General features: G+C 73.0%; 9 protein-coding genes and 1 riboswitch. Of the genes, 5 read left to right on the top strand and 4 right to left on the bottom strand.

Annotated elements, in window-relative coordinates; genetic code table 11:
* Positions 1-227: 227 nt before the first annotated feature.
* Both ACFV9D_RS25230 and ACFV9D_RS25225 read left to right on the top strand, forming a co-directional pair.
* Entirely contained in the window at positions 228-3,305 is a 3,078-nt protein-coding gene (locus ACFV9D_RS25230; RefSeq protein ID WP_385150417.1) for a DEAD/DEAH box helicase, read from the top strand.
* Positions 3,302-4,606, top strand: coding sequence for an SWF or SNF family helicase (locus ACFV9D_RS25225; protein WP_385150414.1), 1,305 nt, complete (start codon positions 3,302-3,304; stop codon positions 4,604-4,606). Before ACFV9D_RS25230 ends, ACFV9D_RS25225 begins: the two co-directional genes overlap by 4 nt.
* 4 nt (positions 4,607-4,610) lie before the next feature.
* Here ACFV9D_RS25225 and ACFV9D_RS25220 read toward each other — a convergent pair whose 3' ends face one another.
* Together ACFV9D_RS25220 and ACFV9D_RS25215 are read right to left on the bottom strand one after the other, a co-directional pair.
* Positions 4,611-5,264 carry a hypothetical protein gene (locus tag ACFV9D_RS25220; RefSeq protein WP_385150411.1) on the bottom strand — a complete coding sequence of 218 codons (654 nt, stop codon included), beginning with the start codon at positions 5,262-5,264 and terminating at the stop codon, positions 4,611-4,613.
* A gap of 106 nt (positions 5,265-5,370) precedes the next feature.
* Positions 5,371-6,225: a bifunctional 5,10-methylenetetrahydrofolate dehydrogenase/5,10-methenyltetrahydrofolate cyclohydrolase gene (locus ACFV9D_RS25215; RefSeq protein ID WP_385150408.1), complete on the bottom strand. Its 855-nt coding sequence runs from the start codon at positions 6,223-6,225 to the stop codon at positions 5,371-5,373.
* Between the two features lie 28 nt (positions 6,226-6,253).
* Positions 6,254-6,360, bottom strand: a riboswitch (ZMP/ZTP riboswitch).
* A 153-nt stretch (positions 6,361-6,513) separates the two neighbouring features.
* Here ACFV9D_RS25215 and ACFV9D_RS25210 point away from each other — a divergent pair.
* The 3 genes from ACFV9D_RS25210 (at position 6,514) to ACFV9D_RS25200 (ending at position 9,972) form a co-directional block, all read left to right on the top strand.
* Positions 6,514-7,794, top strand: a complete 1,281-nt coding sequence (locus ACFV9D_RS25210) for a GAF domain-containing protein (RefSeq protein ID WP_385150675.1) — start codon at positions 6,514-6,516, stop codon at positions 7,792-7,794.
* Positions 7,795-7,839: 45 nt separating this feature from the next.
* Positions 7,840-9,363, top strand: coding sequence for an aldehyde dehydrogenase family protein (locus tag ACFV9D_RS25205; protein ID WP_385150405.1), 1,524 nt, complete (start codon positions 7,840-7,842; stop codon positions 9,361-9,363).
* A 231-nt stretch (positions 9,364-9,594) separates the two neighbouring features.
* On the top strand, positions 9,595-9,972 hold the full coding sequence (locus ACFV9D_RS25200) for an FKBP-type peptidyl-prolyl cis-trans isomerase (RefSeq protein WP_385150402.1): 378 nt from the start codon (positions 9,595-9,597) through the stop codon (positions 9,970-9,972).
* A 129-nt stretch (positions 9,973-10,101) separates the two neighbouring features.
* Here ACFV9D_RS25200 and ACFV9D_RS25195 read toward each other — a convergent pair whose 3' ends face one another.
* Complete coding sequence (locus ACFV9D_RS25195; RefSeq protein ID WP_385150399.1) at positions 10,102-12,228, bottom strand: ATP-binding protein; 2,127 nt, start codon at positions 12,226-12,228, stop codon at positions 10,102-10,104.
* The gene (locus ACFV9D_RS25190) at positions 12,225-14,735 is read right to left on the bottom strand and encodes an FxsB family cyclophane-forming radical SAM/SPASM peptide maturase (RefSeq protein WP_385150396.1); all 2,511 of its coding nucleotides are present in this window, start codon (positions 14,733-14,735) and stop codon (positions 12,225-12,227) included. The genes ACFV9D_RS25195 and ACFV9D_RS25190 overlap by 4 nt, the downstream gene beginning before the upstream one ends.
* Positions 14,736-14,947 lie beyond the last annotated feature (212 nt).

The raw sequence follows: 14,947 nt of genomic DNA, 5'->3' as shown, positions 1-14,947 counted from the left end.
CGGACTCCCTCGAACGTACGGATCGGTGATCGTCCGCAGCCATGGCGTCACCCCCCGGAATTCCGGGGGGATTGCCCGGGGGCGGGGGTGGGGCTGGCCCCCGCTCCCGGGCCGTTCCGACGGAGGCTCGGCACGTGAGCCAGGTCACGGCGATTGCGCTCACGGGAGGGGGGTCGGTTCAGGTACCCTCGGCCGCTCGGTCCAGGTAGTCAAATTTGAGGAATGCGTTGTCGCCGTCCCAGAGACTCGATGAACTCGCCCGCTGCTCCGCCGTCTTCCTGCCTTCCGATCCACCGCGCGCCGGCCGGATCGCCTTCTGGTCCCCGGACGGGTCCCTGCCCTCCGAACGTCTCTCCACCGACGGTCCGTCGGCGGTCGCCGACGAGCTGACCGTGGTGACGGCGGTCGCCGACGACGTCCGTCCGCACACCGTCCCCGCGCTTCTGCTCCCGGTACGGGACGCCCTGCCGGTCCTGACCCGCGCCCGCTTCTCCGACGCTTCCTCGCCCGCGGCCGCCTTCTGGGGAGCCGCCGCGCTCTTCGCTCTGCACCTCGCGGCGAAGGGGCTCTTCCTGCCCGGTCTCACGACCACCGACCGGGACGCGTGGCGGGCCGGACCGCTCGGCCCCGAGGAGCTGGCCGAGCTCCGCGCGCTGGCAGCCTCGATGCCGCCGACCGCCCACGCTGTGCCGCTGCCGGGGACGGCGCCCCTGTCGGCGGCAGGGCCGCGGACCGGGGCAGGTCCGCTGTCCGGGGGCGGCGTGCTACCCCAGGTCGGACCGCTGCGCGAGGGCGGACCGCTGCTGCTTCCCGAGCCCGAGAGGCTGCTGCGCTCGTTCGTGGACGCGGTCGCGGACGGGCTGCCGCGTACCCCGGCCGCGCCGCTCGCCGCCGGCGGGGCCGCGTTCGCGGCCGACGAGCCGCAGGAGCTGCCCGCGCAGCGGGCGTGGGCGGCGGACGTGGCGGCCGGCCACGACGCCGGCGTACGGCTGTCGCTGCGCCTCGAACTCCCCGGTCTCGGCGAACGGGAGGCTCCGGCCTTCCGGGCCGTGCTGCAGATGCACAGCGTCGCCGACCCGACGCTGGTCGCGGACGCGGCGGAGGTCTGGGCCGGATCCGGTCCGTCCGGCGGGGCGTTCGGCCCCCGGGCCCGGATGGACGCCCTGCTCGCGCTCCGCCGCGCCGCCCGCGCCTGGGCGCCGCTCACCCCGCTGCTCTCGGCGGCCGTCCCGGACGCCGTCGAGCTGGCGGACGAGGAGATCACCGACCTGCTCGGCGCGGCCGCAGGGGCACTCGCCGCGACGGGCGTCCTGATCCATTGGCCGCGCGACCTGGCCCACCGGCTCACGGTCCGCGCGGTGATCGGCCCGCCGGACGGCGGCGGTTCCGCAGCGAGCGGGCAGCCGGGCACCAAGGACGCGAACGCCGCCGAAGACGCATACGCCAGGGGCGCCGCACCTGCCACGGACTCCCCGTACACGATGGACCCCGCGCACGACGCCCCCGGCGGCGACACCGCCGGCCATCGCTCCTCCGCGCTGCCCTCCTTCCTGTCCGCCGACGCCCTGCTCGCCTTCAACTGGCGTTTCGCGATCGGCGACCAGGAGCTCACCCGTGCCGAACTGGACCAGCTCGCCGAGGCCGGCCGCCCGGTGGTCCGGCTGCGTGACCAGTGGGTGCTGGTCGACCCGGCCGAGGTGCGCCGCGCCCGCGCCTCGCACGACCGCAAGATCACGCCCGTGGACGCGCTCGGCGCCGTCCTCACCGGGACGGCCGAGGCCGACGGCCGACGGGTCGAGGTCCAGGCGACCGGCTGGCTGGAGCAGCTGCGCGCCCGCCTCGCCGACCCGGAGGGCGGGCCGCAGGAGGTCGCCCAGCCCGCCGCGCTCGCCGCGACGCTCCGCGACTACCAGCTGCGCGGGCTCAACTGGCTGCACCGGATGACCTCTCTCGGCCTCGGCGGCTGCCTCGCCGACGACATGGGTCTGGGCAAGACGATCACGCTCATCGCGCTCCATCTGCACCGGCAGAGCGAGCCCGCCGCCGCGGGTCCCACGCTCGTCGTGTGTCCGACCTCGCTCATGGGCAACTGGCAGCGGGAGATCGAGAAGTTCGCGCCCGGCACGCCGGTGCGCCGCTTCCACGGCCCGGCCCGCAGCCTGGAGGGCCTGGCCGACGGCGAGTTCGTCCTCACCACCTACGGCACCATGCGACTGGACACCGAGCAGTTGGCCGGCCGGCCCTGGGGCATGGTCGTCGCGGACGAGGCCCAGCACGTCAAGAACCCGTATTCGGCCACCGCCAAACAGCTGCGCACCATCGGGGCCAAGGCGCGCGTCGCCCTCTCCGGTACCCCCGTCGAGAACAACCTCTCCGAGCTGTGGGCGATCCTCGACTGGACGACGCCCGGCCTCCTCGGTCGGCTCGGCACCTTCCGCTCGCGCTACGCCTCGGCCGTCGAGGGCGGTGAGGACCCGGCGGCCGCGGAGCGGCTCGCCGCACTGGTCCGTCCCTTCCTCCTACGCCGCCGCAAGTCGGACCCGGGCATCGCACCCGAACTGCCGCCGAAGACCGAGACCGACCGTGCCGTCTCCCTGACGAAGGAACAGGCGGGGCTCTACGAGGCGGTGGTGCGCGAGACCCTCGCCGCGATCGCCGAGGCCGACGGCATGGAGCGGCGCGGTCTGGTGGTGAAGCTGCTGACCGGGCTCAAGCAGATCTGCAACCACCCCGCCCAGTACCTGAAGGAGGACCGGCCGCGCGTCGACGGCCGTTCGGGCAAGCTCGAGCTCCTCGACGAACTCCTCGACACGATCCTCGCCGAGGACGCGAGCGTCCTGGTCTTCACCCAGTACGTGCAGATGGCGCGGCTGCTCGAGCAGCATCTGGCGGCGCGGGGGGTACGCACGCAGTTCCTGCACGGGGGCACGCCCGTCGCCGAGCGCGAGGCGATGGTCGCGCGCTTCCAGGACGGCGAGGTCCCCGTGTTCCTCCTGTCGCTGAAGGCCGCGGGCACCGGGCTCAACCTCACCAGGGCCGGGCATGTCGTGCACTACGACCGCTGGTGGAATCCGGCCGTGGAGGCCCAGGCCACCGACCGCGCGTACCGCATCGGGCAGACCCAGCCGGTGCAGGTGCACCGGCTGATCGCCGAGGGGACGATCGAGGACCGGATCGCGGACATGCTGCTGCGCAAGCGGGCGCTGGCCGACGCCGTGCTCGGTGGCTCGGGCGAGGCGGCGCTGACCGAACTGACGGATGCCGAGCTGGCGGATCTGGTCCAGCTGCGAGGGGACGGACGATGAGCGGATACGCACACGACGAGGAGCGGACCTTCGCGGCGCTGCCGCCCGCCGGCGGTTCCGGTTTCGCCCGCACGTGGTGGGGCCGGGCCTGGATGAAGGCGCTGGAGGACACGGCTCTCGACGGCCAGCAGCTGAAGAAGGGCCGCAAGCACGCGCGGGAGGGCGCGGTGGGCGCGGTCTCGGTGCGGCCCGGACGGATCACGGCGGTCGTACGGGACCGCGACGGCTCCTCGTACCGCAGCGATGTGCTCCTGCAGGAGCTGTCGGAGGACGAATGGGACCGGCTGCTCGACCTCGCGGTGGAGAGTGCGGGTCACATCGCGGCCTTGCTCGACCACGAGATGCCTCCGCATCTGGTGGAGGACGCGGCGGCGGCCGGACTCGAACTGCTCCCGGGCATCGGTGATCTGGACCCGGAGTGCGGCTGCGAGGCGTGGGACCACTGCCCGCACACGGCGGCGCTGTGCTACCAGGTCGCACGGCTGCTCGACGAGGATCCGTTCGTCCTGCTGCTGATGCGGGGGCGCGGCGAGCGGGCGCTCCTGGACGAACTGCAGGAGCGCAGCGCCGCGCGGGCGGCCCCGGCCGCCCCGGAGTCGGCCGCGGAGGAGGCGGGGACCGAGGGCGTACCGGCGGTGGAGGCGTTCGCCGCGCGGGACATCCTGCCGCCGCTGCCCGCCCCTCCGGTGCTCCCTGCGGCGCCCGGGACGCCGCCGTCCCTGGACACCGAGACGGACCCGGCGCCCGGCCTCGACCCGGCGGCGCTGGAGTTCCTGGCGTCGGACGCGGCCGGACGGGCGCACCGGCTGCTGGCCGAGGCGCTCGCCCCGGGCCATGAACGGACGGCGCCGGAACCATCTCTGACGGTCGATCAGGACGCGGTACGGCTGGCTGCCGGCTCCGCCCCGTCGTGGATCGCGTCCCGGCTCGCCGCCGGGTCCGGGCGACGGCGGGCGGAGCTGGACCTGGCCACGCGCGCGTGGCGGTTCGGGGGCGCGGCCGCCCTGTCCGTACTGGAGGAGGAGTGGACGCCGGGCCCGGAGGCGCTGGCTCGGGCGAAGACGCTGCTCGCGGAGGCCTGGGACGACGCCGAGCGGCCGGTGTTGCGGCCGGCCGGTGCTGCGCGGTGGACGGTGGTCGGCGCGGAGGCACAGCTGCGGCTCGGACAGGACGGCCGCTGGTGGCCCTACCGCAAGGAGCGCGGCCACTGGATCCCGGCAGGGCCTGCCGACCAGGATCCGGCTGCCGCGCTCGCGGGAGTGTCGGTGGGACCGGCGGGAGAGCCGGTGGGAGACGGCTGAAGCGTCACTGGAGCGGCGCGGTGAGTTTGCGGGCCGCGCCACCGGCGGCGTCCGGGGTGTGGGCGGCGAGGCTGCAGGCCACGGAGTCGGAGCCGAGCAGGTAGCCGCTGCGGTACGGGTACTGGACGAAGGTGGTCCAGCGTGTGCCGTGCGGTTGCTCCGCGGCCTTGCGGCGCAGCGGCTCGCGGCAGAGGCCCGCGGCCGCGTCGCGTACGTCCTGGTCGGTGCGGTGGTCGCCGGTCAGCCGGACCACGGCGACGAGTTGGGCGTCGTGCGGCCGGTCGCAACCGCGCCGCACGACGGTGCCCGGTGCCTCCCGGTCGATGTCGAAGCACTCCCCCTGCGCGAGCCGCTGATACGGCACGGCCGTGGCGTTGACGTGCGAGGGGGAGTCGCCGGGTGTGGCGGTGACGGGTGAGGGCCGGTGCGTGGCGGCCTCGCCCTGGGGTGCGAGCTGTCGGCTCGCGGCCTGGGCGGTCCGCGCGGCCCCGAGGTCCGGCGGGTCCCCAGGGTCCGCCGAGTACCGGGCCGCGCCGCCCCCGCCGCTGTGGCAGCTCACGGCCACGAGACCCGCCACCGCGAGAAGGACGGGGACGACGACGTGCCGGATCGGCGACAACAGGTCGACGGAGAGCGGGGACATGGTGACCAGGGTCACTCACGTACCGTCAGCTTCCGTTCCCTGAAGGCAAGTTGAAGCACACCACGTACAGAACCGTGACAGAGTTCGTTCGCCCACGGGCCGCACGTGACCCGTTCTCGTGCTAGAGGCCGAGCTGGCGCTCCGCCGCTTCGACGGTCTGCGCGAGGAGCACGGCGATCGTCATCGGGCCGACTCCACCCGGCACCGGGGTGATGAGGGAGGCCCGCTCCGCGGCGGTCTCGAAGTCGACGTCACCGATGTTGCCCGGGTTGTAGCCGGCGTCGATGACGACCGCGCCGGGCTTGATGTCCTCGCCCTTGATGAAGCGCGGCTTGCCCACGGCCGCCACGAGGATGTCGGCCTCGCGCACGATCGAGGAGAGCTCGATGGTGCGCGAGTGGCAGTAGGTGACGGTCGCATCACGGCCGAGCAGGAGCAGGCCGGCCGGCTTGCCGAGGATCGCGGAGCGGCCGACGACGACCGCGCGCTTGCCGCTCGGCTCGACGTCGTACGCGTCGAGCAGGCGCATGATGCCGCCGGGCGTACAGGAGACGAAGCCGGGGAGGCCGAAGCCCATGGCGGCGAAGGAGGCCATGGTGACGCCGTCGACGTCCTTGGCCGGGGCGATCGCCTCGAACGCGGCGCGCTCGTCGATGTGCGGCCCGACCGGGTGCTGGAGCAGGATTCCGTGGACCTCGGGGTCCTCGGAGAGCGCGGTGATGGCGGCGACGAGCTCCTCGGTCGTCGTCGAGGCGGGCAGCTCGACGTGCTTGGAGCGGATTCCGGCCTTCGCGCAGCGGTTCTGCTTCATCTTCACGTACGTGACGGAGGCCGGGTCCTCGCCGACGAGCACCGTGGCGAGACAGGGCGTGACGCCGGTGCGGCGGGTGATCTCGGCGGCGCGGGCGGCGGTCTCCTCGACCGTGCGGCGGGCGAGCGCGGTGCCGTCCATGAGGGAAGCGGTGCTGGTGGACATGGGCCACTCCTGGGCGTCGTGGATGACAGGTGATCGCCCAGGCGCACGGCAGCGACGGGTCCGCGCGGGTGCGTGGAGTCCGCCGGGCCGCTCCCCGGTGGTGATCCACCTCAAGCGCCAGTCACGGCCCGGGCCCCACTCTACGTGAGGCCTCCGTGGGGCCGGGGGGCGGTGTCCGGTCAGGGTGCATATGCCGTGGCGTCCGGACGCTTGTGAGCGGCCCGCGCGAGCACGACGATGACCCCGATGACGACGGACGGCACGGTACACCTCGACGTGGAGGCCGAGTTGAGCGATGCGTGGGTGGCGTCGGAGCCGGATGCCGGGGCGCTCCGTCGGGCGCACGAGGCCTTCACCAGCGGGGGCCGGGTGCAGCTCCCTCCGGTACGGCCGCTGGTGGCCGACTCCTGGCGACGCTCGGCGCGGGCCCGCGTGAGCCCGGACGGCGCGGCCCGCGTGGAGCTGGCCGACGAGGAGCTCGCCGAGCACCGTGAAGTGCATCCGCTGTCGGCCGCCATGCCGGTGATCCGGGAGCTGATGGGCGGGTACGCGACGGATGGCGAGCACCTGCTCGCGGTCTGCGACGCGGCAGGGCGGATGCTGTGGGTGGAGGGCCACCCAGGGACGCTGCGCCGGGCGGGCGCGATGAACTTCGTCGCCGGGGCGCGCTGGTCGGAGTCGGTGGCCGGGACGAACGCGCCGGGTACCGCGATCGCCGTGGACCGGCCGGTGCAGGTCTTCAGCGCCGAGCACTTCCGGCGTCCGGTGCAGGCGTGGACCTGCGCCGCCGCTCCCGTACACGATCCGTCCACCGGACGGCTGCTCGGCGCGGTCGACATCACGGGCGGGGACCGGCTCGCGCATCCGCACAGCCTGGCGTTCGTACAGGCGGTGGCGCGGGCGGCCGAGTCCCAGCTTGCGCTGCTCGCTCCCCCACCGGCCGAGGACCGGGTCCGGCTGACCGCGCTCGGCCGCGACGAGGCGGTGCTGAGCGTGGCCGGCCGCCGACTGCGGATGAGCCGGCGGCACAGCGAGATCCTGGTCGTCCTCGCCCAGCGCCCGGACGGGGTGAGCGGCGACGAACTCCTGACGCTCCTGTACGAGGACGAGTCGGTCACCCCCGTCACCCTGCGGGCCGAGCTGTCCCGGCTGCGCGGGCTGCTCGGCGCGGAGCTGGTGCGCTCCCGCCCGTACCGGCTGGCCGCGACCGTCGACGCCGACTTCGCCACGGTCGACCGGCGCCTGGGTTCGGGCGCGTTGTCGTCGGCCCTGTCCGCGTACGCGGGTCCGCTGCTTCCCGGCTCCCGTGCGCCGGGGGTCGTACGCCTGCGCGACCGGCTCGCGAACCGGCTGCGTGCGGCGCTGGTGGACCGGGGCGATCCGGGGCTGCTGGCGGACTGGACGTACAGCGCGTGGGGCGAGGACGACGTGGAGATGTGGCGGGCGCTCTCGGAGGTCGTGCCGACGGCGGGGCAGGCGCCTGTGCTGGCCCGGTTGCGTGCCCTGGACGCCGAACTGTCGGAGGGCGCAACGGGGTTGCAACGTCCGGCTCCGCACACTCGGCGGTGAGCGCCGGCCAGGGACGGCCGGCGCGGTCCGAGGGAGGCCATGTCCATGACCCGTTACGCCGCACCCGGTACCGAGGGCGCGATCATGTCGTACCAGGCCCGCTACGACCACTGGATCGGCGGTGAGTACGTCGCCCCGGCCCGGGGGCAGTACTTCGAGAACCCGAGCCCGGTCGACGGCCGTCCTTTCACCGAGGTCGCGCGCGGCACGGCCGAGGACGTGGAGCGCGCCCTGGACGCGGCGCACGCGGCGGCACCGGCCTGGGGCCGCACGGCGCCCGCCGAACGCGCCGGGGTGCTGCTGCGGATCGCCGCCCGGATGGAGGAGCACCTGGAGGAACTGGCGGTCGCGGAGAGCTGGGAGAACGGCAAGCCGGTCCGCGAGACCCTGGCCGCCGACATCCCGCTCGCGATCGACCACTTCCGCTACTTCGCGGGGGCGCTGCGCGGGCAGGAGGGCGCGCTGAGCGAGATCGACGACGACACCGTCGCGTACCACTTCCACGAGCCGCTGGGCGTGGTCGCGCAGATCATCCCGTGGAACTTCCCGATCCTGATGGCGGCCTGGAAGCTGGCCCCGGCGCTGGCCGCGGGCAACGCGGTGGTCCTCAAGCCGGCCGAACAGACCCCGGCGTCCGTGCACTTCTGGATGGGCCTGATCGCGGACCTGCTGCCGCCGGGTGTGGTGAACATCGTCAACGGCTTCGGTGCGGAGGCCGGCAAGCCCCTGGCCTCCTCCCCGCGCGTCGCGAAAATCGCCTTCACGGGCGAGACGACGACGGGCCGGCTGATCATGCAGTACGCCTCGGAGAACATCAAGCCGGTCACGCTGGAACTGGGCGGCAAGTCGCCGAACATCTTCTTCGACGACGTGTGGGCGGCGGACGACGACTTCCGCGACAAGGCGCTCGAGGGCTTCACGATGTTCGCCCTCAACCAGGGCGAGGTCTGCACGTGCCCGTCCAGGGCCCTGATCCAGCGCGGCCACTACAGCGAGTTCCTGGAGGCGGCGATCGCCCGCACGGAACGGATCGTCCCGGGCCACCCGCTGGACACGTCCACCATGATCGGCGCCCAGGCCTCCAACGACCAGCTCCAGAAGATCCTTTCCTACCTGGACATCGGCCAGCAGGAGGGAGCCAAGATCCTGACGGGTGGTCAGCGCATCGAGCACGACGGCGAGTTGGCGGGCGGCTACTACGTCCAGCCGACCATCTTCGAGGGCGACAACCGCATGCGGATCTTCCAGGAGGAGATCTTCGGCCCGGTCGTCGCGGTCACCTCCTTCACGGACTTCGACGACGCGATCCGCACGGCGAACGACACCCTCTACGGCCTCGGCGCGGGCGTCTGGACCCGCGACGGCAACACGGCCTACCGCGCTGGCCGCGCGATCCAGGCGGGCCGCGTCTGGACGAACTGCTACCACGCGTACCCGGCGCACGCGGCGTTCGGCGGCTACAAGCAGTCGGGCATCGGCCGCGAGACCCACAAGATGATGCTGGACCACTACCAGCAGACGAAGAATCTGCTGGTGAGCTACTCCCCGAAGAAGCTCGGATTCTTCTAGATACGCCCGCAGGGCGGGGCCGGCGTCGGGCAGGACCGTCAGTCATGTCTGCTGGCCCCCTGTCTGTGCTGTACACGGAGCTGGGTAGAACTCGGCACACGCCGTGCTCCGTGGGGTTTGATGTACTTCAGTCGATCAGCGTTCTCGGTAGCCTGATCATCTACTGCATGGAGTGACCATGCGCCCGGCTGGTCTGTACGAGGGATTCCGGCGGAGAGCAATGAGGCTGCGATGAGTGAACTGACGAAACCCGAGATCGAAGTTCCGGGGGGTGATGCTCCCCAGGAGCTGACAATCCGGGACCTCGTCGTCGGGGACGGGCCTGAGGCGAAGCCGGGCAGGGTTGTCCGGGTTCACTACGTCGGGGTCACGTTCGAGTCCGGAATGGAGTTCGACGCCTCCTGGGACCGGGGCCAGCCGTTCAAGTTCGCCGTGGGTGGTGGCAGGGTCATCAAGGGCTGGGACCGGGGAGTCAGAGGGATGAAGGTCGGCGGTCGGCGCGAGATCATCGTCCCCCCGCGCCTCGGCTACGGCAACCAGTCCCCCTCGCCGTTGATCCCGGCGGGTTCCACGCTCGTCTTCGTGGTGGACCTGCTCTCCGTAGTCTGAGGAAGGCCTGCTCCTCCCCGGCCTCTCCATCGGCCTGCCCGCACGCGTCAGCATGTCCGACGGGATCCCACTCCGTCCCGTCGGCGTCATGCGGTGTCGACCGGCGTGGGTCCGTGTCCGGCGACGCTCTCACGTGCCCTCGGCCGGCGGGTGTCCGGGCTCCGTACCGCCGTTGCTCGCCACGAGGCGGCGGCGTGCCTCCTCCGCCGTCGGGTCTCCGAGGGCCTCCAGGATCGCGACCACCTCTGCCAGGGCCTCCTGGGCCTCGGCCGCGCGGCCGTCGGCGGTGAGCTGTCCGGCGAGCCCGTCCAGCGAGCGGGCCAGCCCGAGCAGGTCGCCGATGCGTCGTCGTACGTCGACAGCCTGCTCGTACCAGCCGGTCGCCTCATCGGTCCGGCCGACCGTCCGGCAGACGTCGGCAAGCCCGTGCAGGGACTTGGCCTCCGTCGGCAGATCGGCCGTCACCCGAGCACCGGCCAGGGCTCTCTCGTACTCCTCGTACGCCGCGGTCGGCCGGCCGAGGGCGAGACTCAGCGCGCCGATCTCGGTCCGTGTGATCGCCTCGTTCCGCCGGTCGCCGTTGCTCCGGTGGATCGGCAGTGCCTCCCGCTGGCGTTCCAGTGCCTCCTCGTGGCGCCCCATGAGGCGGAGCGTCCAGGCGATGTTGTAGATGCTGGTCGCCTGCCAGTGGCTGTCGCCGATGGCCTGGCTGATCGTCAGCGCCTCGGTGAAGTGGCGCATGGCGTCTTCGTGGAGACCCATGTCCGACTCCGCCCCGGCCAAACAGATGAGGCTCCAGGTCTCGGCCCACCGGTCGTGCAGGCGGCGGGCCGCCCGGACGGCGGTGTCCGAAAGTGCCCTTCGGTGGACGTCATGCCGACGCAGTCGCAGGTAGTACACCAGCGCCACCGGCAGCTTCCAGGCCACGTCGTCCAGCCCGAGCTCCACTGCCTGGTCCACGGCGGGTACCAGGCCGGGCAGTTCGTTGTCGCACCACGCGAGGGCCGCCTCGGGCCCTGGGAACGGTGCGGCCTCGCCGTGCGCGTGGCGTTCGAGAGGTACGTGCTGACGCTCGGGGACCAGGACCCGGTCCGCGGCGTCCGCCATCCGTAGATAGTGGGCCAGTTCGCGGCCCAGCGCATGTGTCCGTACCTCCGGGGTCTCCTCCGCCGTGACCCGCTCCCGGGCGTAGTCCCGCAGCAGATCGTGGTAGCCGTACCGTCTCGGTCCGGCCACCTCCAGCATGTTGACCGCCACGAGCCCGCGCAGGACCCGCAGGGTCTCCTGCTGGGGCAGGTCGAGCAGCGCGGCGGCCGCCGATACGGAGAAGTCCGGCCCGGCGTGCAGCGCGAGAAGCCGGAAAGCCCGGGCGCCGGCGGGGGGAAGCTGCTGATAGGACCACGAGAACACGGTGCGCACTCCACTTCGCTCGTCCGGCGTGGACAGCGACTCCAGCCGGCCGCCGTCACGGTCCAGTTCCTCGATCAGTTCGCCCAGACTCGTGCCGGAGCCCGCTTGCTGGGCGGCAATCCGGACGGTGAGCGGGAGGCGGCCGCAGCGCCGCACCAGCCGGGCCGTGCCCTCACCGTCGTCGCCGCCCGAAAGCCTGCGGAACAGCTCCACCGCGTGGGGCGTGTCCAGCGGTCCGATCTGTACGGGCGTGGCACCGTCCACTGCGGTCAGATCGCCGAGCCGGTTCCTGCTCGTGACGATCGTGAAGCAACCGGGCGCGGACGGGAGCAGCGGCCGTATCTGGTCGGCGCTGCCCGCGTTGTCCGCGACCAGCAGCACCCGCTTCCCGTCGAGCAGGGAGCGGAAGAGCGCGGACATGGCGTCCAGTGAGCCCGGCATCCGGTCGGCCGGGGCGCCCAGCGCCGAGAGGAACCCGTGGAGGACCTCCTCGGGCGCGAGGGGCGTGAGCCGGTCGTAGCCCCTCAGATTCGCGTAGAGCTGGCCGTCCGGGTACCGGTCCCGCTCCTGGTGGCCCCAGCAAACGGCGAGGGCGCTCTTGCCCACCCCCGCCGGCCCCGAGACCGTGGCGACCCCGTTCGTCGTCATGGCGACCGCGCTCAGCGCGGCCAGGCCGTCCGACCGGTCGATGAAACAGGTCACCGCTCGGGGAAGTTGCCTCGGCACCGGCAGTGTCGGTGCGGGGAGGGCGCCCCCGTGGCCGTGCACGCCGCCGTAGATGATCCCGGCCTGCACCACATGGGTGGCGCGGCCCGCGAAGGCGTTGCTCCCGTCGTCCGTGTTCACGGAGACGCTCCCGCCCTTCGTGCCGTGGACGCGCGGCGGAGAGCCGCCGTCGGGACCGGGGCTGTCGACAGGCGGTCGGTCGCGGTACGCAGGCCGCTCACGAACCGCGCCCCGGCCGGGGCCAGGCCGGCCTGGGCGGCGAGCGCGTCGACGGCGGCGTCGGCCCACGTCAGGCGGCGGCGGAAGGCAGCGGCGGCCTGTGCCGATCGAAGTCGGTCCCGTCCGCGGAGCGTCTCGCCCGGCTTCGGGCCGCCCCGCGTCTCATGGCGTGGCGGCCCGAGGGCACGCGCACACCAGAGTTCTGCCAGGGCGACCTGGACGTAGAGGTCGTGGAGCGCTTCCTCCACCGGTACGGGGACGTTCGACCAGGGCACGCGGAGGGAGGCGGGCCGGGCGGTGTCGAAGAAGTCGTACACGTCCATCAGCGCGTCGAGTTTGGCGCGCTGGAACTCCTGGAGCAGTGTGGCAGCCACGTCGGTGGTTCCGGTGGCCGTCGCCAGGCTCAGCGCGCCGAACGGTGTCCGCCGGAGGGGGGCGGGTGAGCTCCCGTTCCCCGGCATCGGCCGCAGGGGGACCACGACCCGGAAGGCCGCCCGTAGAGGCGTGGCGTACTCCGGAACCAACAGGGTCAGCTCGCGTCCCGCCCGGCTGAGTGCGACCTGCCAGGCTGTCCACTGTCGCGGGGTGAGACGGCCGAGGGCGACGGGATCGTGCCGGGCCATGGGGCCGTGGCGGGCGACGGGATCGTGCCGGGCGACGTCTTCGACGGGAGCGGCACGGTACGGGTCGAGGTCGTCAAGGACCACGGGCAGCCAGGGCGCGGTCAGCCGCCTGACCCCGATCCAGCCGTGCGGCGGCCGGCCTGTCCCGTCGACAGTCACTTCCGCCGTGGGTCCTGTCTGTTCCACCCGTACCGCGCCCAGGCCCGGCAGGTGCGCGAGTCCGTCCCGTACGGGGAGGGGCAGCCGCGTCGTGACGCCGGCGCGCCAGGCGACGGCCGCCGCGACCCCGGCGATGTGCGCCCGGTCGCGCGGTCCGTCCCCCCGGTCGCCCCGCCGGCCGTCCCCCGCCCCCGCAGCGGCCTCGCGGCGAAGGCACCCCCTCGCCCAGGTCTGGACGAACGGGTGACGGAGGACCTCCGCGGTCTCCGCCGGGTGGCTGCTGTCCAGCTCGATGAGGAGTTGTCGCCCGAGAGCCGCCGCCACCGCCAGGTCCGAGGTGTCGCCGTCGGGTGGCTCAAGGCCCGCGACGAGGGCCCTGGTCAGCGAAGCCTGCATGCCCGCGAGGGCCTCCGTGCCCTGGAGGGTTCCCGCACCCGCGGCGAACCGGTCGAAGGCGCCGTCCGGCAGCTGATGGACGTGGGGCGGGGCTGAATCGGCGTCACGCGGAACCGCGATTCCCCGCATCCGCGCCGCCGGGATCTCCGACGCCAGCCGCTTCAGATCGGCGCAGTACACGGAGGGGTTGTCGAACCCGTTGCCGGGCCGGAAGCGGTGGGCGTAGAGACCTCCCCCGCAGACGCGGACCACCGGGCAGGCGAGGCAGGTGACGCACAGGTCCGCGTAGCCCTGGTTGCGGGCCGCGACCCCGGGATGGCCGGCGAGGTGGTCCACGCTGTGCGTGAAGACGGACATGCCGGTCGCCGGGGCGCCGTCGTAGGCCGCCTTCAGGGAGTCCGCCTGCTCCCACGATCCGTCGGTGTCGACGACGGCGAGGGCGACGGGCCCGAGTCCCACGGCCTCGCTGCCACTCGCACCGCCCCAGGCCGCCGCCGCGAGGGCGTCGAACAGGCGAATCGGAACGGGCCGGCCGTCGGCGATCCAGCGTGCGTGGATACGGCCCAGCCAGTCGGCGTACGGCGCGGGCGCCCCGCTCGGCCGGGGCGGCGGATGCGCCCAGGTGGCATGCGGCAGCAGGAAGTCGAGCCGGGGTGGCGCCTGTTCCAGCAGAGCCTCGTACACGGCGATCGGGTCATTCGCGACGTCGACGGTGCAGAGGATCCCGCCGTAGAGGTCGCGGAACTCCTGGCGGCGCAGCAGGTCCAGACCGCGCAGCACCGCGGCATGGCTGCTACGGCCGTTCGCGTACCGACGGTGCCGGTCGTTCGCGCTCCGGTCACCGTCGAGCGAGACACCCACCCGCACACCCGATGCAGCGAAGAGGTCGAGGAACGCCGTATCGAGCGTCACGCCGTTGGTCTGGACGTGCAGGCCGAGCTGGACGACGTCGTCCAGGACGGTGCGAAGCACGTGGATCAGCTCACGCAGGCGCGCGACGCCGAGAAGGAGCGGTTCGCCACCGTGGAGGGTGATGCGCACCGTGGGGATCGCATGCGTTTCCACGTGTTCCGCGATGCGCTTCGCGACCTGTTCCGCGACGGTCGGACTCATGGTCCGGGGTTTCGTCCGCCAGCTCTGGTCCGCGTGCTCGTACACGTAGCAGTGGTCGCAGGCGAGATCGCAGGTGCCGTGGACCTTCAGGACGTACTGGTCGATGAAGGGAGGCACTCGTCCCCACCGATTTCGGAGCTGAAGGCCGCCATCCGGACGGGGCGCTCCGGGGTGACGACGCTGGTGCGGAATTCGGCGACCAGACCGGCGCGATCCGCGAAGAGGCCGGCCAGGGATACATTCCTGAGATCGGGAAGCGGACGCCCGAGAGGTTCGTTGTCGGTCATGGTCACCTTTTCCGCTGCGGCTGGAGATGATGGCCGATCGAG

Source organism: Streptomyces sp. NPDC059875 (genome assembly GCF_042731085.1).
GTDB lineage: Bacteria > Actinomycetota > Actinomycetes > Streptomycetales > Streptomycetaceae > Streptomyces.
The sequence above is the reverse complement of the archived record's forward strand: the minus strand, read 5'-3'. Positions and strand labels throughout refer to the sequence as shown.

What these genes read in the sequence shown, in the direction of transcription:
- ACFV9D_RS25225 (WP_385150414.1), top strand. Translation starts at nt 3,302, where the DNA reads ATGAGCGGATACGCACACGACGAGGAGCGGACCTTCGCGGCGCTGCCG.
- ACFV9D_RS25215 (WP_385150408.1), bottom strand. Translation starts at nt 6,225, where the DNA reads ATGTCCACCAGCACCGCTTCCCTCATGGACGGCACCGCGCTCGCCCGC.
- ACFV9D_RS25205 (WP_385150405.1), top strand. Translation starts at nt 7,840, where the DNA reads ATGACCCGTTACGCCGCACCCGGTACCGAGGGCGCGATCATGTCGTAC.
- ACFV9D_RS25200 (WP_385150402.1), top strand. Translation starts at nt 9,595, where the DNA reads ATGAGTGAACTGACGAAACCCGAGATCGAAGTTCCGGGGGGTGATGCT.